This window comes from Paenibacillus sp. S29 (assembly GCF_049319765.1).
In the GTDB taxonomy this organism is placed as follows: Bacteria; Bacillota; Bacilli; order Paenibacillales; family Paenibacillaceae; genus Paenibacillus; species Paenibacillus polymyxa_B.
On sequence record NZ_JBMOUI010000001.1, the window covers coordinates 691623 to 713639 of the forward strand.

The 22017-nt window shown below is 40.0% G+C and carries 15 protein-coding genes; 12 read left to right on the forward strand and 3 right to left on the reverse strand.

Annotated elements, in window-relative coordinates; genetic code table 11:
- The first annotated feature begins 12 nt into the window (after positions 1–12).
- From ACL9RM_RS03095 to ACL9RM_RS03105, 3 genes are all read left to right on the forward strand, one after another.
- Entirely contained in the window at positions 13–1926 is a 1914-nt protein-coding gene (locus ACL9RM_RS03095) for a stalk domain-containing protein (protein WP_250266774.1), read from the forward strand.
- A gap of 261 nt (positions 1927–2187) precedes the next feature.
- Positions 2188–2628 (forward strand): GNAT family N-acetyltransferase, encoded by a 441-nt coding sequence (locus ACL9RM_RS03100; RefSeq protein ID WP_250266773.1) that lies wholly within the window; start codon positions 2188–2190, stop codon positions 2626–2628.
- 422 nt (positions 2629–3050) lie between these two features.
- Positions 3051–5561: a U32 family peptidase gene (locus ACL9RM_RS03105; RefSeq protein ID WP_250266772.1), complete on the forward strand. Its 2511-nt coding sequence runs from the start codon at positions 3051–3053 to the stop codon at positions 5559–5561.
- A gap of 136 nt (positions 5562–5697) precedes the next feature.
- On the opposite strand, the gene ACL9RM_RS03110 is transcribed toward ACL9RM_RS03105, so the two are convergent.
- Entirely contained in the window at positions 5698–6135 is a 438-nt protein-coding gene (locus tag ACL9RM_RS03110; RefSeq protein ID WP_257785374.1) for a GtrA family protein, read from the reverse strand.
- A 14-nt stretch (positions 6136–6149) separates the two neighbouring features.
- A complete protein-coding gene (locus ACL9RM_RS03115; RefSeq protein ID WP_076294076.1) occupies positions 6150–7181 on the reverse strand; it encodes a glycosyltransferase family 2 protein in 1032 nt (343 codons plus the stop codon).
- A 188-nt stretch (positions 7182–7369) separates the two neighbouring features.
- On the opposite strand from ACL9RM_RS03115, the gene galU reads away from it, so the two are divergent.
- The gene (galU, locus tag ACL9RM_RS03120) at positions 7370–8251 is read left to right on the forward strand and encodes a UTP--glucose-1-phosphate uridylyltransferase GalU (protein ID WP_013312210.1); all 882 of its coding nucleotides are present in this window, start codon (positions 7370–7372) and stop codon (positions 8249–8251) included.
- Positions 8252–8334: 83 nt separating this feature from the next.
- On the opposite strand, the gene ACL9RM_RS03125 is transcribed toward galU, so the two are convergent.
- Entirely contained in the window at positions 8335–10791 is a 2457-nt protein-coding gene (locus ACL9RM_RS03125; RefSeq protein WP_250266771.1) for an O-antigen ligase family protein, read from the reverse strand.
- Positions 10792–10940: 149 nt separating this feature from the next.
- Between ACL9RM_RS03125 and ACL9RM_RS03130 the strand changes: the two genes are divergently transcribed.
- The 8 genes from ACL9RM_RS03130 (at position 10941) to ACL9RM_RS03165 (ending at position 22002) form a co-directional block, all read left to right on the forward strand.
- Positions 10941–11729: an ABC transporter permease gene (locus ACL9RM_RS03130; protein WP_235306448.1), complete on the forward strand. Its 789-nt coding sequence runs from the start codon at positions 10941–10943 to the stop codon at positions 11727–11729.
- 10 nt (positions 11730–11739) lie between these two features.
- Positions 11740–13047: an ABC transporter ATP-binding protein gene (locus ACL9RM_RS03135; RefSeq protein ID WP_028542103.1), complete on the forward strand. Its 1308-nt coding sequence runs from the start codon at positions 11740–11742 to the stop codon at positions 13045–13047.
- A gap of 25 nt (positions 13048–13072) precedes the next feature.
- Positions 13073–14599 (forward strand): asparagine synthase (glutamine-hydrolyzing), encoded by a 1527-nt coding sequence (asnB, locus tag ACL9RM_RS03140; protein WP_250266770.1) that lies wholly within the window; start codon positions 13073–13075, stop codon positions 14597–14599.
- On the forward strand, positions 14596–15009 hold the full coding sequence (locus ACL9RM_RS03145; RefSeq protein ID WP_013312205.1) for an adenylyltransferase/cytidyltransferase family protein: 414 nt from the start codon (positions 14596–14598) through the stop codon (positions 15007–15009). Before asnB ends, ACL9RM_RS03145 begins: the two co-directional genes overlap by 4 nt.
- Before the next feature lie 42 nt (positions 15010–15051).
- Positions 15052–18888: a glycosyltransferase gene (locus ACL9RM_RS03150; protein WP_250268971.1), complete on the forward strand. Its 3837-nt coding sequence runs from the start codon at positions 15052–15054 to the stop codon at positions 18886–18888.
- Positions 18889–18957: 69 nt separating this feature from the next.
- Positions 18958–20097, forward strand: coding sequence for a hypothetical protein (locus ACL9RM_RS03155; RefSeq protein ID WP_250266769.1), 1140 nt, complete (start codon positions 18958–18960; stop codon positions 20095–20097).
- Positions 20098–20110: 13 nt separating this feature from the next.
- Positions 20111–20839, forward strand: coding sequence for a sugar phosphate nucleotidyltransferase (locus tag ACL9RM_RS03160; RefSeq protein ID WP_061831721.1), 729 nt, complete (start codon positions 20111–20113; stop codon positions 20837–20839).
- Between the two features lie 59 nt (positions 20840–20898).
- The gene (locus tag ACL9RM_RS03165) at positions 20899–22002 is read left to right on the forward strand and encodes an acyltransferase family protein (protein WP_250266768.1); all 1104 of its coding nucleotides are present in this window, start codon (positions 20899–20901) and stop codon (positions 22000–22002) included.
- Positions 22003–22017: the final 15 nt, after the last annotated feature.

A 22017-nucleotide genomic window follows, 5' to 3' on the forward strand; every position in this document is an offset into this window, starting at 1 on the left:
GGGAGATTTACTGTGAAGCATATTCAAAGAAAAATGATGCGTAAGCTGGGGGTCGGCGCTGTCGCATTGTCCCTTCTGCTTTCCGCTTTGCCAGCAGTTGCAGCAGATCAAGATAAAACCATGCTGGAATTGCGGTTGCAAAGCGGCAGCAATACAGCCATCGTGAACGGCCATAATGCCAATATTACGAAGCCATATTCAAAAAGTGGTGCACTGATGGTTCCAGCTGGTATTTTTAAAAAGGCATTTAACAGCAAAATTCGATTGGCTGAAGATAATGTGGTTAAAATCACTAGTGGAACTCATGTTGTATCGCTGACCATTGGTAGCCGTACTGCTTGGGTGAGAGGTCACAAGGTGACACTTCCAGCTCCACCGGAAATGTCATCAGGTATTCTCATGGTGCCTCTGCGTCAAGTAGCAGAAGGGCTTGGCGGTAAGTTGGAGAAGAACGGCGCCGGAATCATTATTCGGATGGAAGCACAAGAAGAGGCGGGCACGGTAGCTGAAGAGACACCGAACATTGATAATGATGAGGGCAAGACGCAGATCGGGAACAGTTACTATGGCTGGTCTATGAACTATCCAACAGGTCTCGTCATCGGTCAGGGAGGTGGAGATGAGAGTATCTCCACTTTTATGGACGAGAACAGTGCGTACTATATGGAAGTGCACACAGCGTCACAGCCGGTTCCACTGAATGCGGACGATCTGTTGCAACAATTAGTGCAGGCAGCCAAGGAAACGGGAGAAACTGTGATCGATCGAAAATCCTTCCCGAAAGCGAAGGTACCTTATGCTCGTGTCATTACGAAGGATGGGGACGGCGTATTGTGGGAAAATCGTCAGTACTATGACAACGGACGATTGTATGTAGTTTATTTTTCCGATGCTAAAGCAACGAATTATAAAGATCTGGCCCAGTATGCGGGACTGTTAAATTCCTTCAAGACCTCTTTTGATGCGCAGGATAAAAGTATTAAGGACTTGTCCACTGTCGTAGGAGGCACACGCGAGGCCGGAAATCCAGACTACGGCGTGTCACTCAGCATACCCGCAGGCTGGAAAATGGACGATCAACGGATGCAATATGAAAGTAATGATGGATCGAGCTTCCGCATGAAAATAACCTCGGCTCCAGCGGATGGAAAGTTGGAGAACTGGGGCCAGCAACTGCAAAAATGGCTGAGCGATTCATTTGTGTCTACGGCTTATGAGGCACAGAAGACGTATCCGCTGGAGGTTGCAGGCGTTCAAGGGTTAGTACAGGAGTACCGCTATAATTTTGGCGATGGATGGGTCAAAGAGTACAATGTGCTGATTCAGCAAAATGGATACCGCTATTTGGCTGAATACGCAGTGCCTGAAAAAGTAAGCAAAGGAAATGATCAGTTCAACGCGCTCATCTCCTCGCTTCAAATCGATTTTCAAACCGTAGCAAGTAACTTTGGACAGTTGGAAGAAGACGACTATTTGACGGACAAAACGAAAACGGTCAAAAAGACGTCAAAAGCCTATGAATATACGGTGAATATCCCACGATATTGGACCGCGATTAGCGATCAATTTGAATTGGGCGATGTAGAGTACCAGTTTACCGGAGGTCGTTTTTCCATCAAAATCGACAACGACCAATCATTTGAACTAACGGTATCCCAGCTCAAGGACTTCTATGATAAGCAAGCAAAGAACTACAAAAACCTCAAAGTTGAGGAAGTTAAGGACGTAACGTTTGCTGGTGTTCCGGCAGTGTCCTTTACATTCCATCGTATAGAGGAAGGCATTGGCTACACAGGCCACCAATTGGTTTTGGAACGTGACGGAAAAACGTATACTGTGACAACAACATTAAATGATGCGAACAACACGGCTGTACAGTCTAACGCACTGGATTCGACGTTAAATTCGTTTAATTTTGTGAAGTAGAAGGTGTAGGTAAAAGATTAGCGAGGTTGTGGGGGAAGCGCTACGCGTGCCATTTGAGCCTACGATCGCTGTTGACCCGGGATTCTTGGATTGTTTAAGTGATTTATATGTAAGAATCCCAGGTCAAAGGCGAGCGCTGACGCTTCTTCGGATTCAAATGGCCCGCTTCACTGGCGCCCGCCAAATACCACCAATCTTATAATGAGTGAAGTAAGCACTAGGGAAGTCTATACGGATTTCCCCGTATAGGAGGAATCCAAAATGATTACGCTAAAAGCAGTCGACAAACATAATTGGGAAGCATGTGCCGAACTTAAACCGACACCTGAGCAAAAAAGATTTATGGTATCCAACCTTTTTTCGATTGCGGAGTGTCAGTTTTTAGATGGATTTTTATCTAAAGCAATTTATAATGATGACGAATTAATTGGTTTTACAATGTATGGTTTAGACCCGGATGACGGAAATTACTGGGTTTACCGATTTATGATTGACGAAAGATTTCAAGGTCAAGGTTATGGCTACAATGCGATGTTGCTGGTTATCGATGAAATAAGGAAAGCCAGTGATAGGACGGATGTTATCATGATTGGGTATAAACCAGACAATGAACTAGCTAGAAAGCTATATAGTAAAACAGGCTTCAGGGAGAAGGGAATATCACCCTGGGGAGAAATGCTTGCGAAGTATAGGTTTGCCTAGTTAATGATAGGATGACTCACCTCCAAAGCACCGCTTGACGGGATTGGAGGTGTTTTTAGTATTATTTTTTAAAGGAATCGCTTGGAAAGTGTAGAAGCTTAGGTCGCAGTCTGGTACACTAGATTAGTTACAAGATAAGAATGATTCTGCCGCAGATGTTTGTGATGCGGATTTTTTGAGTTGGATGTAATTCACGCGAGGAACCGATGGTTCAGTGTGTGGATGATCGGACAAGATGATAGAGACGGATAGGATTTAAAATATGATTCTTAGTAGGCTTCCATTCCCCTGACTAAACATGATCAGCTTTGGAATGAGTCTATGGAACATCCATGAGATTACCAAGTAAGCAGCATAGCTGCCCTGAAAACAACGATTATCCCTCGGAGATCATTCGTTTTCAGCATATGGGGAGGGAAATAATGAAATCAGCAGTACGAAGAGAAGATGTCGAGCTTCTGGCACCAGCCGGTGACTGGGATTGTATGCGTGCGGCGGTGGCAAACGGGGCTGATGCTATCTTTTTCGGGGTGGAAAAGTTCAACGCACGAGCACGGGCGAATAATTTTCGCATGGAGGAACTGCCTGAAATTATGGCGTTTTTGCATAGCTATGGAGTTAAAGGTTTTTTAACATTCAATATATTGGTATTTGAAAACGAGTTGGAGGACGCTAAGGAGCTGATCGATGCCTGTATTGATGCCGGAGTCGACGCCTTAATTGTCCAAGATATGGGCCTGGTGAAAATGATCCGCGACATTTCACCGGATTTTCCGATTCATGGTTCTACCCAAATGACGATTACCTCGCCGGAAGCGGTAGAGTTTACAAAGCCGTACAATATGGAACGGGTCGTGCTTGGACGCGAAAACAACCTGAAACAGATCCAAAAGATAGGCGATCAGGCGAGACTTCCAATGGAGGTATTCGTACATGGAGCATTATGCGTATCTTATTCTGGCCAATGCCTGACTTCAGAAATGTGGGGCGGCCGCTCTGCTAACCGTGGTGAGTGTGCACAGGCATGTCGTTTGCCTTACGATCTGATGGTGGATGGAGAGCAGAAACCAATGGCAGATGTGACGTATCTGCTGTCACCTAAGGATCTGGCAGCGATTGACTTGATGCCTGAACTGATCGACGCGGGTGTTGTTTCTTTTAAAATTGAAGGGCGACTGAAAACACCTGAATATGTGGCAAATGTGGTCAGCAAGTACCGCAAGGCCATTGATAAGTATTTTGATGGCGATACGTCCAAGACCAGCAAAGAAGATATCCGCGAGCTGCAGCAGAGCTTTTCACGCGGCTTTACGCACGGTTTTCTCGAAGGGACCAATAACAAGAAGCTGGTTGACGGTACATTCCCGAAAAGCCGGGGGGTGTATCTGGGCCGAGTGGAACAAATCCTTCGCGATGGCGTAGTGTGCCGTATTGATGCCCCACTCAAGCGTGGCGATGGGATTGTATTCGATGCGGGAGATCCCACGCAAAAAGAAGAAGGCGGACGCGTATACGATATCCGCCGCAAGGGCGTGAAGATTGAAGGCGAAGCCGGAGAAGGCTGGATCATCGACATCGTAGCGGGACGCAACGATGTGGATCTGCGCCGTGTGCACGTGGGCGACCGCATTTGGAAGACCAACGACCCAGCGCTGGACAAACGTCTGCGCCAGTCGTACGACACCGACAAGCCGTACCGGGTCTTCCCGGTACATGTGCGGGTCAGCGGCTCTCCAGGGCAACCGCTGTCGACATGGTGGACCGACGTGCAGAAAGGCACAACGGTCCGCGTGGACTCCGAGCTGGAGCTTGAAATTGCCCAGAAGCGTCCGATGACGCATGAACTGCTCGAAGAGCAGTTCGGCCGACTGGGCGGAACGGTGTTCCAGCTGGAAGAACTGGACGTCCATCTGCATGGGGACGTCATCGTGCCGATGCGCGAGCTGAACGGTATCCGCCGTCAGGCGGTGGAACTGCTCGCGGGCGAGCGCCCCAAACCGCCCGTGTACACGAAGCGGACGGTCGAGGTGTATGACGATGCATCGACTCCGGCATCGTCTGTGGCACGCGGTCAGGCAGAGCTGACCGCGTTGTGCCGCAGCCTCCCTCAGGTGGAGGCTGCGCTCGAGGCCGGCGTGGAATTCATCTACGCCGACTTCGAGTTCATCAAGCAATTCCCGGCAGCCGTAGAGGCTGTGCACGCTGCAGGCCGCCGAATTGCGCTGGCGACCCCGCGTATTCACATGCCGGGTGAAAATGGCTACCACAACAATATCCTGCGCTTGAAGCCGGATGCTGTGTTGGTACGCAATCCAGGGGCACTGTATTTCTACTTGCGACATCGGTTGGAGAACCCGGACGCACATCACCCGCAATTGATTGGTGACTTCTCGCTGAACATAGCCAACCATAAAGCGGCTGATCTGTTCCTGGATTCTGGCTGCGATCTGGTTACGCCTTCGTACGATCTGAACATTCAGCAAATGGTCGATATGCTCAGACGTACACGTACTGATAAGCTGGAGATCGTGATCCAGCAGCATATGCCAATGTTCCATACTGAACATTGCGTATACTGTACCTTTATGAGTGAAGGCACCGACTACACTAACTGTGGACGTCCATGTGAGGACCATCGCGCATCCCTGCGTGATCGAATTGGTATGTCTCATCCGGTCCGTGTGGACGAAGGCTGCCGCAACACGGTGTACAACGCAATTGAGCAATCCGGCGCGGAATATCTGTCCAACTTCCTGGAGCTGGGCGTGTCCCGTTACCGCGTGGAATTTTTGGAGGAGACACCGGAGCAAGTGCATGAGGTTATTGATCTCTATAACCGTGCCCTGCGCGGAGAAATCAGTGGAACACAAGTGTGGAAGACGCTGAAAGCGACGAATCAGTTGGGTGTTACACGTGGGCAGCTGGTGAAGTAAAAGGATGCTATAGGTTATCACAGTTATTTATTTTGATATTTGAACGTAGAAAAAGAAAAAATAGGGTATGTGCTTTGAGAGCACATACCCTATTTTTATCAATAAGTCCATTTGAAATACTATGAATCTCGTATTGTTATACTTTCTGGACTTTCGTTTTTTTGGAAAAAACAATGAATTTTTGCCCGACATAATTAATTAAAGTATAGAAGATATTCCCGATTAGGATGGACAGATTGCCTAAAATTGCATTATTTTTAATACTCAGACTTGAGATCAGGAAGTGGCTGATTAGATAGCTGAGACAATACGATAGTAAATAGCATATCAATATGATAAAGACAAACTTCCAAATGGTCTGTCCATGGCTTGCATTGTTTTTGAAAGTAAATCTTTTGTTTAAGAAATAGCTTACAGTGGCACCTACAGAATTACCAATAAAAGTCGATAACCAGTAGTTAGTCCCTAAAGTATTAAAGAGCAGGAACATGACGGACATGCCGCATATTGTATTTAGGACACCTACGACAAGAAAACGGAAAAAGCTATTCTGAAATAAAGTCAAATTAGTCACCTGTTCGCATCTGTTTATTGGACAGCCACAGCTTCCCTCTCACTATTTTTCACTTTTTTTGTGTTTTCAGTATCTAGGGTGCTCTGGGAATCTAATAGGGTCTCAATAATATATTTGGGTCTTTGTTTTACCTCTTTATATATTTTACCGATATATTCGCCAATGAGCCCCAGTGCTACAAGTTGCAGACCACCTATGAACCAGATGGACAACATTAAAGAAGACCAGCCCCAGACAGTGGTTCCAAGGAGCTTACTAATAATGGTATACACAGCTATTAATAAGCTTATGCCAAACATTGCAAAACCTACCGCTGAGATAAGCCGGATTGGGGTTATACTAAATGAAGTGATTCCATCGAAAGCAAACGCGAGCATTTTCTTTAAAGGATATTTGGATTCTCCTGCAAAGCGTTCATGTCGATCGTAATAAACTTCAGTAGACTTATAACCTATTAACGGAACTAGACCACGTAAAAAGAGATTTACCTCTTTAAAGTTGCTTAATTCCTGGAGAACTCTTTTGCTCATTAAACGGTAATCCGCATGATTGTATACAATATTGACTCCCATTTTACTCATAACACGATAAAAGCCTTGGGCTGTTGAACGCTTGAAGAATGTGTCGGTGGTTCTACTTTTTCGAACCCCATATACGATGTCATAACCTTCTTTGAACTTTATTATAAATTCTCGGATGGCATTGAGATCATCCTGCAGGTCAGCGTCAACGGATATCACACAATCAGATGTCTCTTTAGCTTCCATTAACCCAGATAATAGGGCGTTTTGATGGCCGGCATTTTTCGCCAATTTGAGACCACTGACAAAAGGATTTTTTAGATTATATGATGCTATGATGTCCCATGTTTTATCACGGCTACCATCATCAACAAACAACATTTTACTATGTTTAGAAATGAGCTGGCTCTCTGCCAACTCCTCAAGAATGACCGTAAGTCTGCTTATAGTTTCAGGCAGTACCTCTTCTTCGTTATAACAGGGAATAACTAACGTTAAAACAGGGTTACTGATTATTGAATCCAAAGAACTCTCTCCTCAAATTTTGGCATATCTGGTACTCAAATTTCTAGCCTTTTTAGTTTATAATATGGTTTACTTAAATTATATAACATTGCAATGACTAAGTGCTATAATAAACTATTAGCAATTTACAAACGTTAATCGAATTATTGAATAATTTAGTAAGCTTTGTTGAAAAGGAGTTTTAACCTATGAAAATCCGTAAAGCGATTATTCCTGCTGCGGGATTAGGAACCCGGTTCCTTCCTGCTACGAAAGCGATGCCTAAAGAGATGCTTCCCATTGTAGACAAACCAACAATTCAATATATTATTGAAGAGGCTGTTGCATCTGGTATAGAGGATATCATTATCGTTACTGGTAAAGGTAAAAGGGCGATTGAGGATCATTTTGACTACTCCTTTGAGCTGGAGCATAATTTGACTGCGAAGGAAAAATGGGATCTGCTCAATGAAGTGCGTAAACCATCGGAGATGGCAGATATCCACTATATTCGTCAAAAGGAACCCAAAGGGTTGGGGCATGCCATCTGGTGTGCACGTAAGTTTATCGGTGACGAACCTTTTGCCGTCCTTTTAGGGGATGACATCGTTGAGTCTGAGAATCCGTGCCTCAAACAGATGATAGACGTGTTCGATGAGTATCAGCGTTCTGTTGTAGGTGTAAAACAAGTGGATTGGAACGAGGTACATCGTTATGGCATAGTAGAAGGTCATGCACTTACTTCCAAAATCTCTGAAGCGGAACGATTGGTAGAAAAGCCAAAGAAGGAAGAAGCAACCTCCAACTTGGCGATCATGGGACGTTATATCTTGACGCCTGATATTTTTGATATCCTGGGTCAGCAATCTGCGGGAGTAGGCGGGGAGATTCAGTTGACGGATGCATTGTCCAAACTGGGAGAAAAGAATCCGATCCTGGCCTACGAATTTGACGGGAATCGCCATGACGTTGGCGAGAAATTGGGATTCATTGAAACAACGATCCATTATGCTCTACAGCATAACGAAATCAAGGATGAAGTACTGGCTTATATGAGACAGGTTATTGAAGATATTGATCAACAAAAATAAACACCTCACCAAACCTCTCTTTCTCCAAATAAAAAAGAGACTACCGGATGATATAACATCATCTGATAGTCTCTTTTTCTATACTATTTCTCCGATTTTAACTGAGCAATTTGCTCCCTCTCCTTCGGATCAGCTTTAATCAGCTTATCGTACAATGCTTTGTCATCCTGTCCCTGCTGTTGCAGAGCAGCGATATAGTAGCGGGCGACCTCACGATTCGTAGCATCACTCAAATCGTCCTTCAGACCGTTTTTCAGGATGCTGGCAGCCTCTGCAGGCTTGCCTGACATGAATTGAATTTTGCCAGTGCTGAGCGCAATACCTGGAGTTACTTCAAAAGTACGTGTCAACTGAATTTCAGGTGGAACCGTTTTAATATGAGCTACCCCATCCAGAACCTGCTGGTAAGCAGCAAGGCCTGCTTGGAAATATTTCTGCTCCTTGGCGGTGTCCTTCTGTTCACGTGCCTTATCACCAATAGAGTAAGCTTGAGTAATCAACATGTTGTACCAGTCATTGTCCCATTTGAAGTTGGAAATGTTATTTTCCAAAATACTGAAGGCTTGCTCATGCTCACCTTTTGCTTTTAAAAGGTTAACTTTGGAGTTATACATGATTTTATTATACGGTTCTGCCTTCAGGCCCGTATTAAGTACCTCTATTGCAGCATTATAAAATTCCTCTTTTTTCGTTTGATCATACACATTCTTGTACAGTGCAGCCAATCTTATAACCGAATCTGGGTGCGTAGGACGAAGTTCAAGATCCTTATTAATGGCACTTTGGATTTCCTCAAAAGATGTGCTGACCGCCATGATCTGTTTGGCAGATGTGGCAGCATTGGCCGATTGCACGAAGCGGAGACCTGCAAAAAGCACCACAATGCTTAGAATGCCGATGACTGCACTATACATGATTCGGAAACCAGAAGTACTCATGGACAAGCGTCTAAGAGGTTTGCTGTCCATAGCAGCGGCCATACCACCAAGACTCATAAATATCAGTATGCCCATGAACACGTAGCTCAGATTAAAGTCCAGCAAGCTATGAAGTAAGATCGAGAGCGCCAAAATGAGATACAGAAAGTGAGAATCCCGTTCTTCATCATTTTGTCTAATATAGTTACGGATATATTTGTAGAAAATAAATAAGATGAAAGACATGAAAATTACAAAACCGAGAATACCAACTTCAACCAGGTACTGCATGAAGAAGTTATGGGCCTGACGGCTTGTGTAAGGATAGTCTTGGTATTTCTCATATAAAGTAGCCCAACCACCGCCGCCGGTGCCAATAACAGGATGATCTTTAATCGATTTGGCAGCATCCTGATAGAATACAAGTCGTTCTAGTACACTATGCTGCCGGAAATTGATATTTTCAAACCGGACCTGGACGTTTTCAGGCAGAACACTGCGTAGGCCAGTTCCAATAAATAGAAAAGCCAGCAAGCCAATCACCACAACTGATCCGACAGGCAGCCACAGGTTGGATAACTTACGGGAAGTCCACCCTGTGAGGGCACTTTCCAACCTTGGTGCCAGATAACGTTCAACAAGCCACAGTACGACAGCGACAGCAAGGGAGACTCCAATAAGTAATCCCCAAGCCTTGGCCGCCTCTCCGCCGTTGTAGGTCTTATTGAGTTGTAATCCCATATTTGTAATCGGCGATAAGATAGATATTGACGCTACACCAGCAATGGCGCAATGCAAAATCCATATAATTTGGCGTGCAGGTTTAAGGAAAAGCAAGAGCAGCACGAAAACGACTGGCAACATAACCAGACCGCCCCGTGACAAGGTCAGGAACAGCGAGACCAAAATGGGCACCAACATGAAACCATGAGTAGCCTTGCCATACCATGATTTTGATTTCATCAGACAAAAAACGGCAGCGAATAGGAAAGCCATTAGAAAGGCGGCATATGTATTCGCATATTGAAACACGGATGTCAGCCGGAGCCCGTTCGTATCTGTCATGACTGCATTGATATAACGGTCTTGATACACATATTGGCTAAGCCAGCCTACCAGCTTGCCGGCAAGCACCCACTGTCCGAACCAGTTAATGAAGCCAAAGCCTACAATGACATAAGCAATAGTCATAATCAGATTGTGAATAATCTTATTGCCTAAGCGATCTTGGAGTAGATAGATTGAGATGATAAACAGGGCGGCATATATGCACTGTACCACCACCATATTCATGGCCAGGTAATGTGAAGCTGCTGATGTCAGTGAAAGCACATAAGTCAAGGGAAGCAGTAGTACTAATACAGCCAGCCAATCCCTTTGCTCTTCCAGCTTGAATTTTTTATAATAAGATACGATTGCCAGGATCAACAGAATCGAGGCGATGATAACAGCCCAATAGAGAGGCTTTTCAAAATCGAGCATTTGCCCATTAAAAAGTGCAGCCTGGAAGGGAGCCCAAGCTAAAAACAGAATCATGCCAACAATTAACACCCAAAACATAGCCGGCCTTTTATCGTCACGGGTCGACGTTTTGGCCTGTTTCCCGTATACTGGATTCGACAAGGTTACAATCTCCTTTTCTTGTAGATACGTCAACATTTTAGCATATCGTAGCTGTTAGAGCCATATCGCAACAAAGAACCTACCAAATTTTTACACTGTTTGATTGTAAGAGACTTACCAAACCATGTTTAAGGTCGTGACACACTCGTATGAATTTAACTGAAAACTTATCAAAAAATTTAAAGTTACTCTGGGAATTGTCTAAAAAAGATATTAAATCTAGATACCTTGGTTCGTTTATGGGGGTACTCTGGGCTTTTATACATCCTATGGTATCTATACTTGTTTATTGGGTCGTATTTCAGGTTGGTTTTAAAAATGTACCTATTGGAGATACTCCCTTTATACTTTGGTTATTAACAGGAATGGTGCCTTGGTTATTCTTTTCTGAAAGCTTAGCAACTGCAACCAATAGTATTATAGAAAACAATTATTTGGTAAAGAAGATTGTTTTCCGAGTTGGTTTGCTGCCGATGGTGAAAATTTTGTCTGCTCTTTTTGTACATGTATTTTTTATCATTGTTCTTTTCATTATGTTTAAAATCTACAATGTTGAATTTACGATTTATAACATTCAAATCCTTTATTATTTATTAGCCACGATTTTTCTTTCCTTGTCCATTTCTTACATAACAGCGACATTAGTTGTTTTTGTAAAGGATGTTGGTCAAGTTGTTGCGGTATTTATTCAGCTATTCTTTTGGCTTACGCCGATCTTTTGGAATTTAAATATTGTTGAAGATAAGTATCAGTTTTTCTTTAAACTAAATCCTGTTTTTTATATCGTCGAAGGATATCGGGATACTTTTATTGATCACAAATGGTTCTGGGAGCATCCATCAATGACGATCTACTTTTGGGCTATTGTGATTATCGCTGGTACTATAGGAATCAAAATTTTCAAGAAAATGAAATCTCATTTTGCAGATGTATTGTGAGGAGAAAATGATGAATCAAACAGAATCAGTTGCTGTGGAAGTTAATAATGTCACTAAAATATATAAAATATATGATAATCCCAATGAGCGATTAAAAGAGGCCGTTCATCCCTTTAAAAAAAAGTATCATTCTGAATTTAAGGCCATCAGTGACCTGTCTTTTTCCATAAATAAAGGACAAGCGATTGGTATTATTGGTAAAAATGGTTCTGGAAAATCGACTCTTTTAAAGATGATCACAGGCGTGATTACTCCCACCAACGGAAGCATTAAAGTGAATGGGAAAGTTGCTGCTCTTTTGGAATTGGGCGCAGGTTTTAATCCGGATTTAACAGGAATGGAAAACATATACTTGAACGGAACCCTTATGGGGTATAGCAAAATAGAGATGGATGGTAAACTTGAATCTATTGTATCCTTTGCGGATATCGGGGACTTCATTAATCAACCAGTCAAAATGTACTCCAGTGGTATGTTTGCCAGATTAGCTTTTGCAGTAGCCATCAATGTTGATCCGGATATTTTGATTGTAGATGAGGCCTTGTCTGTTGGAGATATTTATTTTCAGGCAAAATGTATTACCAAAATGAAAGAGCTCTCCAAAAAAAGTACGGTTTTATTTGTCTCTCATTCCATGGATACCATTAAAAGTTTTTGTGATACAGCGTTGCTGATTGATAAAGGACACATGGTCGAAATTGGTCCAGTGAAACGTGTAGCACAAATTTATGAAAATATTGTTAACCAGGAAATTGCAGATATGAAACGTGTTCAATCTTTGGATGTATTTGTTAATTCCGAAACAGATAAGAAGAGTTCGCTGTTGCTATTAGAAGAGGATCCTGCTTTTGCAAAACGTGCCAATGAGTTTCGTTCTGGAACGGGAGATGCGCGCTTTATAAGAGCGGACTTGTTAGTCAATGGAGAAGTTGTGAACCAGGTCCCTTTTGGCGAAATGGTTACTTTGCGTTTATTGGCACAATATTATAAAGATATAGATTCTGAGGGAACTATTGGCTACATGGTTAGAAACCATACTGGTGTCGATGTGTTTGGCATGAATATCTATAATAAAGCAAAATTAGTTCCGAAAATGCAAGCGGGAGGCATTCTGGAGGTTAACTTTAATTTCCGTAATCTGTTATCTGAAAGTGGTAAATACACCATTTCTATTGGCTTGAAGCCTAAGCCTTTTGAGCCTCTTTATCTGGATAGCGTAAGTATAGCAGCTGTTTTTGAGGTTCCTAAGCCCGAGAATAATTACGTACCAGGATTAATATTTGTAGATAACACAATAGATTTGCAAGTCATTAATTAAGGCTGGTGATAAAATGTGTGGGATTTTGTTTTCTAATGTAGCCATAAATAAAGAAGTATTTCTTAATTCTTTAAATATAATGAAACACCGGGGGCCTACGGCCCCACTTTGTGTATATCAGAGTGAAAACTTTATGCTGGGGCATAACAGATTAAGTATCTTAGATTTGGATCGGAGAAGTGATCAGCCCTTTTTCTCTGATGACGGAAGATATGTGATTATATTTAACGGAGAGATCTATAATTATAAAGAATTAGCCTCCAGCTATTCAATTCAAATGAGAACAAACTCAGATACTGAACTTTTATTGAAGCTTTATATTCAATATGGTCCCCAAATGTTGAATTGGCTTAATGGAATGTTCAGTTTTATTGTTTTAGACGTCCAGCAGAAATCATTTTTTGTAGCACGAGATCGTATGGGAGTAAAGCCGCTTTATTACAACAGATATGGGGAAGAGTTCATTTTCAGTTCTGAAATTGCTCCATTGCTCCCATTAGTCCACAACATTTCTATAGATCAAGAAGCCGTAAGACAATATAAAAAGATGAGATGCTTTTTTAATGATCGTACTATCTATAATGAAATAAAAGAGTTTCCACCAGGATATTATTACGAGAATGGCGAATTTATTAAATATTGGGAAATTGATTACTCTGAAAAAGAATCTCCTTCCGATGAGGAACTTGAATTTCTAATTCGCTCTGCAGTAGAGTACCGTAAGATCGCAGATGTTGAAATTGGAAGTTACCTAAGCGGGGGATTGGACAGTACGATTATTACCGCACTTGCCAAAGTAGAGCATACTTGGACTGTTGGTTTTGAAGATTATAATGAGTTTCAGTGGTCTGAAATCGCAGCAACAAGATACAATACCATTCATCATCCGATATTGTTTGAACCTGATCACTTTTTATCATTAGCTCGAGAGCTTATAACTGTAAAAAAAGAGCCTCTGTCTGTGCCCAATGAAGTGTTACTGTATCATATGACTCAGCAAGCATCTGCTAAAAATACAGTCATATTAAGTGGAGAAGGCGCTGATGAGCTTTTCTTTGGGTATGACCGTATTTTCAGATGGGCTAGTAGCACTACAGACTTCGATATCCGTGCCTTTAGTGAACTCTACACCTACGGATCTGAAGATGATATAGAGATTGTAGAAGACGCTTTGGCACCTTTCATGAAGTTAAAGTCGCCTCAAAAAATCGTAGCTGCATTCTTCCAACAAGCCCATTTGAGAGGGTTACTTAAAAGACTGGATAGTGCCTCAATGTTAAATTCCGTGGAAGCAAGATCTCCTTTCTTGGACTATAGATTAATTGAAAGGCTTGCAGGTGTAAATTCTCTGTACAAAATGAAGGATGGGGTTGTTAAGGCTCCACTCAAGAGAATTTTTAAAGATATTGTCCCTGCAGAGATTGTAAACAGAAAAAAGGTGGGTTTTCCTGTTCAACTTGAAAAAGTCCTATCTTCTGAGAAAATTGAAGGGAAGACGACATTCGACAAATGGTTTAACTTCAATTTAACTACGTTAGGAGAAATCTTATGATTATCGGCTATACTTCCGGGGTCTTCGATTTATTTCATATTGGGCATTTGAATTTGTTGAGAAATGCTAAATCACTCTGTGATAAACTCATTGTTGGTGTGACCACAGATGAGTTGGTTTCATATAAGTACAAAAAAGCGGTAATTCCTTTTGAGGAAAGAATTGAGATTGTCAGAAACATCAGCTTTGTTGATACTGTAATTCCTCAGGACTCCATGGATAAATTTGAGGTTTGGCAAAAATTAAAATATGACGTAATGTTCGTTGGTGATGATTGGTTTCAAAATGAACGTTGGGACCAGTATGAGTTGCAGTTTAAGGAAGTTGGAGTGAAAATTATATATTTTCCCTATACGAAGAGTACATCATCGACTTTACTGAATGAGACATTACTGAAATTAAGAAAATAAGTATAAGATTTTTGCCTGAAAGGAAGAGGTTTTGCAGTGAATATGAACAGATCTATAGCTTTTGTCATTCACAATCTAGTTTTATATGAAACGATTAAGCCTTTAATTGAGGAGTGTGAAAGAAAGCAGATCGTTTGTGATATTTATGTTCCTCACATTGAAGAAGAAGATTGGGGAGACATGTCCTTAGATACCTATCATTATTTGAAGAACAATGGTATAAAAGTGACTCTAACAAGCTCTGTACCTGACAAGGCATATAAAATAGCCTTCTATCCTTATCTCCCTTATTATTTGGAAGTTAAGTCCGATTATAAGTTTAGATATCAGTATGGAATGGCTAAGCCAAACTGGAATTTAGACACATGGAGTCGAAATTTCGATTTTATCTTTTGTAATGGGCTGTATGATTCCTCGGTTTTGGCAGCGTACACTCAGACTGAAATCGTTGGAATGATTAAATACGCCAAATTTCAAAGGAAGAAGCGCGAAACGGATAAATATAATTTGCTTTATTTGCCTACGTATGGGAATGAGTCGTCTATTGAGCTTGTTATGAACCATATTGAAGAAATGTCAGATACCTTTAATATGAAGGTGAAATTGCATCATGGCACTTCTTTTTTGGAGCATGATCGGGTTAGTCTAGTTAAGTCTCATATTCCTGATGTGCTTGATCATAAGGCTTCTCTTGTTCATTTAATAGAGGAAGCTGATGTGATATTGTCTGACGGCTCTGGGGCTATATTTGATGCGCTGTTTACGGACACTCCAATTGTAATATTCCAACATCCCCAAACAGAATCTTTCGAGGGGATTTTACCTTTGGAAGAACAAATAGTTCAGCAAAACATTGTTCCTTTTGTGAGCGATAACGGCAATATTAAACAAACCTTACTTAATGCAATCTTAGATGAACAACTAATACAACAAAGAAGGAAATTTACTTTAGAGATGTTTCCGGTTAAAGGAAGAGAGACGATAGATAAGTGTATGGATGTAATTAGCAGATTTCTAAAAGATGACGTGGACCATGCTTATAGAGCAGGGCATACACGCCTGAATAATGAATTTAATGAATTACAAGCTCATAATCATGCTCAAAGCCAAGAAATAGAGCAGCAAAAACAACACATTGTTGAGCATATGGATCAGATTAACACATTGATTCAAACGCGAGATCATCAGGAAAATGTAATAAGTAGCATGTCAGCAGATTTTAAATCCCTGTCTGAAAAGAAAGGCGAATTAGAACAGAAATATGTTCAACTTACACAGGATTATAATAATGAAAAAAACAACTTGGATATATTAAATCATCAATATAGACAACTATTTGGTCAATATAATGAACTGAACACCCAGTTCAGTGAGTTGGAAGAATATAATGGAAGACTGTCTACAGAGATTCACAATATATATAACTCTAAAAGGTGGAAAATGGCGAATAAACTTAAACATATCTTACACAAGTCCAAAATGATATATGTTCTTAAGGGATATAGAGTATGGAAAAGTTATGGCACCACTATCTTACTGAAAAAGATAAAATCTAAAGTGTCGCATAAGCTTAACAGAACGAACGCGGGGGATCAGCCGATTGATCTACGCAAAGATGAAGGGAATTACAAGCAGTTATTAACCTGGTATGAGTATAAATTTTACAATTATAAAGTATCTAAAGATAACTCATTTTCTCTGGAGCTTGATAAGTTCGAGATTAAATTTGAGAAGGATCTTATATCGGTCGTCCTTCCTGTATATAACGGTGAGGATTATGTATCAAAAGCTATTGATAGTATTCTGCAGCAATCTTACAAGTATTTTGAACTCATTATTATTAACGATGGTTCAAAAGACTCAACGGCAGAAATTATTGATGAGTATGCTAAAGCAGATCATCGTATCAGAGTAGTTCATCAGGAAAATCGTAAAATACCAAGAACATTATCCAGAGGTTTTAAACTAGCCAAGGGTGAATATCATACGTGGACAAGTGCAGATAATATCCTCCCTGAAAATTTCCTGGAGAAGATGGTAGCTGATCTTAAAAGTGATGAAAATATTGGTATGGTATATGCGAACATGAGGTTAATCGACTCTGCTGGTCAAGTGATTTCCAACCATGGCTGGTATGAAGAACCACAGTTCAGTGGCAATGTTATGCTGCCTAAGTCTGCATTGGAGTTAAACGTATATCCTAACAATACGATTGGTGCAGCTTTTATGTATAGGGCCAAGGTAACCCGGTTATTGGGTGACTATTCTAGTTATAAGCATACCCTTGAGGATTATGATTACTGGATGAGAGTGAACTCTCTATTTGAGCTCAAACATGTGACGTTCGATGAGCCTATATATGATTATCGCTGGCACGATAAGTCACTGACCGCTTTAGATCAAGAACTGGGCATCACCTCTAACAGATATAAACTCATGGTACTTGATGATTTTAGAAGAGATTTTTATCTGACCCCATTAGTATGGATCATTGAGGGAGATGCTACTGAAGTTGGTGAGTTTAAGAAGTATGTTCTTGCTAAAGGACATACTGTGGTTGGAAGAGATGAAGTGAATACGATTATTGGTCTTAATTTGGCAACGCCTATTTGCTATTTATATATAAAAACAGGCGAAGTCCATGATTTTGAATTTATTGATTCTAATGCTTTATCGTCTATGTATGCACTGCTTATAGATAAATCAGAGCATACAACAGATACATTTGTAGCTAACTATCCGTGGGATCTGAAAATAAAGGATAAAATGAATGGTGAAACAGATAGCAATTATGACTTTTTTGCACAGGATACGGAAGTTCTGTTCTCTCTTATAAATACGAAGGTTAAGAACGATCACTTGTACCGTATTGAGGCAGTCATTGAAAGTGAACCCGCTTATAATAAGAGATTATCAGTTATTATTTGTACTTACCAGCGGAGTGAAAAGCTATCGAATGCGATTAAATCTGTCATAGAACAGTCGTTGGATAAAGCAGACTATGAAATTATCGTTGTAAATAATGATTATTTGAATGATGAGATTCATCATTTGGTTCGTGATTTCAGAGCAACCTATAATATTGACGAATCCTTCCTGCGATATATGGAAGCTCCATTAAAAGGTCTTTCCTTTGCACGTAATGTTGGTTTATTTGGGGCAGAAGGAGAGGTCATACTCTATATTGATGATGACGCTATTGCAAACTCTAACTTGCTTGAGGAAACCATCAGAGGGTTCTCAGATCGTCCCGATATCGGGGTCATGGGTGGGAATATCATACTCAATTTACATGAGGAACGGCCTGAAGTGGTTAAACCAGGTACTGAAGCATACTGGAGCCAGCTTATAGTGGAAGGCGAAGAAATTATCGATTCTAATTTTCAGTGGGAGTTCCCTTATGGAGCCAATTTTGCGGTTAGACATGCTGCGCTAATGCGAATTGGGGGCTTTAGAAGCGCCTATGGGCGTAAAGGAAACAATTACGCTGGAGGAGAAGAAATTGTTGTATCTTTTGCTATGAGAGAAATCGGCTATAAGGTTGGTCTTAATCCTAAAATGAAGGTCATTCATGATGTGGACACCTCCCGATATACTGTTGAGCATGTTAGAAAGACAATGCGAAACAGTATTTTGACTAATTACCAATTGCAAAAGGATCTGTATGCGCCGATGGAATCGGATATTGAGGCAGATAAGAATCACCTCGAAATTGTTAAAGCTGAATTAGATCATTTGCAGAAGATTCCGACTAAAAATCGAGACGTTGAAATTGATATTCTGTATAAACAATACACAGTTGAAGCGTATGAAGAATTAATACAAATGAAGGAGAACGATATAAATTCCCGAAAACAGTTGGCAAGAGCATATAGATAATTAATAAAACTTTAAAGGCGCCTCTTTTATAAAAAATAAGGGGCGCCTTTATTAGTATGGAGCGGTTAAATGAAAATTTTATATTTCTCTCCAATCTATTGGAATGATTTAAAACAACGTCCGCAACATTTGGCCGAAGAGTTTGCTAAAATGCCGGGGGTTCACATCACCTTTGTAGAACCCTCCATTAGCATACTTAATAGTATTGTAAGGCAGAACTCAGATTATAAGAGAAGAAATCAAATCATTAATGATAGTCTTCAAATATTCAGGCCTTCGGGCAGTCTGAGATTACCTAGAAGCTTTGAAAGCTTAGACATATTCCATTTGAATCAATGGTTTGAAAAAAGACAGTTGAAAGATTTAGTTTGCAGTGCAGATATCATTTGGTTAGGAAGTCCAGTCTTTTATCCTCTTATTAAATCAAATAATAATAAGAAGAAGATTGTGTTTGATCGAATGGACGACTATGTATTTCTAACTAACAATGCATTAATGAAGAAATTACTCGAAAAGTGGGAACTTGAATTACTTGCCAAGGCGGATCTGGTTATTTCTACAAGTAATCATTTGCATAAGCATTCTCAAACATTGTGTAGACAATCTTATTTAGTAAAAAATGCTGTGGATACAGCTATACTAAACATAAATGTAGATAGCTTGGTTGCTGATGAATTGAGACGTTTAAAGCAAGAGGGCTACTATATTTTTGGCTATGTGGGAGCGATTGACCACTGGTTTGATATAGAAGCGGTTAAGGCTATTACTGATTTTGATGAGAAATTTGTTGTATGTTTGGTTGGGAGAAATAACCTGAATTATAATTTTGAACAGCATAATAGGATTAAATATTATGAGACTGTTCCTAAATCAGAAATTGGTGCAATTATTGATGCTTTTGATATTTGTTTATACCCCTTTTTGAGGAATTCGGATAGAATTGATACGATCAATCCAGTAAAAGTTTATGAGTATTTGAGTTTTAATAAAGTGATATTAGCGGTGGATAGCGAAGAAACAAGGCTCTTAAATCAGGAAGGGATTTATCTATATCATAGTTTAGAGGAAATAAGAAAATATCTAATGGATATAGATACCCTACAACACCCTTTTTATGATCAAGAGCAACTGGAAAACTTCGTAGTCCATAATAATTGGGAAGCTCGTGCAAAAACCATTATGGAGCTGCTTATAAAAGAGCTTCAATAGGAGGAACTTAGATATGAAAGGGATTATATTAGCTGGAGGGACTGGATCTAGATTATACCCCCTTACTAAAGTTACAAACAAACATTTGTTGCCGATTGGTAAATATCCGATGATATATTACTCTATTGATAAACTCAAAAAGGCGAATATAAATGATATTTTAATCGTTACCGGAAAAGAACATATGGGAGATGTGGTCAATCTCTTAGGAAGTGGTGTCGACCTTGGAGTTACTCTGACTTACAAAGTGCAAGATGAAGCCGGGGGGATTGCACAGGCTTTGCTTTTAGCTGAGCATTTTGTTGGCAATGACAAGATGGTTGTTATTTTGGGGGACAACGTTTTTAAAGATGATATATCATCGTTTGTTGAAAAATTCAAACTTCAAGAATCAGGAGCGAAATTATTACTTCATAAAGTGCCTGATGCTAATCGCTATGGAGTACCAGAACTACAAGGCGATAACATTGTAAATATTGAAGAAAAGCCAGAGGTTCCTAAGAGTGATTATGCAGTTACGGGCATTTATATGTTCAATCACTCTGTATTCAATATCATCAAGACCTTGACTCCATCAGCAAGAGGAGAATATGAAATAACAGATGTTAATAACGCTTATATTCAACGAAATCAACTTACATTTGATATTTTAGAGAACTGGTGGACTGATGCGGGAACACATAGTTCTTTGATGCTTGCTAACAAATTAGTAAGTGAAATGGGTTATGAACTGTTTTCTTAGTATTATCATAGAACTAAAGATACCTTATGCTAAATAATTAAGAAAGCGAGTCTATTTAAATGCAAATTGTAAAAGCTCTTCCAACTAGAATAAAGTGGGTGGATGTACTAAAGGGATTGGCGATTATTTTTTTAGTATTCTCACATTTGGTGCCCCATGGTTTTAAAGGTAATGAAATGATGGATAAGAGCTTTATTATAGGCTATTTTTATTCCTTCCATATGCCTCTTTTCTTTTTTGCTTCTGGGTTTACTTCTAATTTTCAGAAGTATAAGTTTAGTAGTTTTTTGTGGTCTAAAATCAAAACAATCCTTTTACCATATACGACTCTGTATTTATGCTCACTACTGTATTTTGGTTGGATGCATTGGATGGGGATTGTCGGAACGCTCGATCCAATGGTTGTTATTGAAACTTTTTTATATGCAGATGGAGATCACTTAGGTATTCTAAATATGTCTCTTTGGTTCCTACCTTGTCTCTTCTTAGCCCAAATCATTTCGTACTTGGTCTTGAAAATTTCGTCCAAAAGAAGTTATATGTATATATTTTGGATATTGCTATCCATACTTGGTGCATTCTTAAGCAAGCTTGACACACATGCACTTCCTTGGTCATTTGGCACGTCAATTAATGCAGCCTCTTTAATTATTTGTGGTTATATATTCAAATTGAATGAACAATATTTTATTGAAAAAATTAGAATTAACAAACCATATTTTGCTTACGCAGCGGGCTTTCTGGGTCTTTTATTATTTTTAATAAATGATAAACCAGGCATGTCAGGAAATTACTATGGACATAATTATGTATTATTTTATCTGTCGGTATTGGCTAGTTTAATATTTTATATATACTTATCCAAAAAAATTGAGTCATCTAGTTTACTGTCCTATTTTGGTAAAAACTCTTTAATTATATTTGGTCTGCATGGATTAATACTTAGCTTCTGGGAGAATGTGAATTTTTACGAGAAGTTTTCTGTTACAACAAATATGTATTTAGATGGAATTTCATTTGTTGTTATTTCTACCTTGCTTGTCTTCTTAAGTTGTATTCTTTTTATTGAACTATTTAATAGATTTTTACCTTTCCTGATTGGCAAAAAATTTAGTTCTGGTAGTTCTAATAAAACAGCAACAATTCCCAGTAAGATTGTTTAACGATTAACTTAAAAA

What these genes read in the sequence shown, in the direction of transcription:
- ACL9RM_RS03100 (WP_250266773.1), top strand. Translation starts at nt 2,188, where the DNA reads ATGATTACGCTAAAAGCAGTCGACAAACATAATTGGGAAGCATGTGCC.
- ACL9RM_RS03105 (WP_250266772.1), top strand. Translation starts at nt 3,051, where the DNA reads ATGAAATCAGCAGTACGAAGAGAAGATGTCGAGCTTCTGGCACCAGCC.
- galU (WP_013312210.1), top strand. Translation starts at nt 7,370, where the DNA reads ATGAAAATCCGTAAAGCGATTATTCCTGCTGCGGGATTAGGAACCCGG.
- ACL9RM_RS03130 (WP_235306448.1), top strand. Translation starts at nt 10,941, where the DNA reads ATGAATTTAACTGAAAACTTATCAAAAAATTTAAAGTTACTCTGGGAA.
- ACL9RM_RS03135 (WP_028542103.1), top strand. Translation starts at nt 11,740, where the DNA reads ATGAATCAAACAGAATCAGTTGCTGTGGAAGTTAATAATGTCACTAAA.
- ACL9RM_RS03145 (WP_013312205.1), top strand. Translation starts at nt 14,596, where the DNA reads ATGATTATCGGCTATACTTCCGGGGTCTTCGATTTATTTCATATTGGG.
- ACL9RM_RS03150 (WP_250268971.1), top strand. Translation starts at nt 15,052, where the DNA reads ATGAACAGATCTATAGCTTTTGTCATTCACAATCTAGTTTTATATGAA.
- ACL9RM_RS03155 (WP_250266769.1), top strand. Translation starts at nt 18,958, where the DNA reads ATGAAAATTTTATATTTCTCTCCAATCTATTGGAATGATTTAAAACAA.
- ACL9RM_RS03160 (WP_061831721.1), top strand. Translation starts at nt 20,111, where the DNA reads ATGAAAGGGATTATATTAGCTGGAGGGACTGGATCTAGATTATACCCC.
- ACL9RM_RS03165 (WP_250266768.1), top strand. Translation starts at nt 20,899, where the DNA reads ATGCAAATTGTAAAAGCTCTTCCAACTAGAATAAAGTGGGTGGATGTA.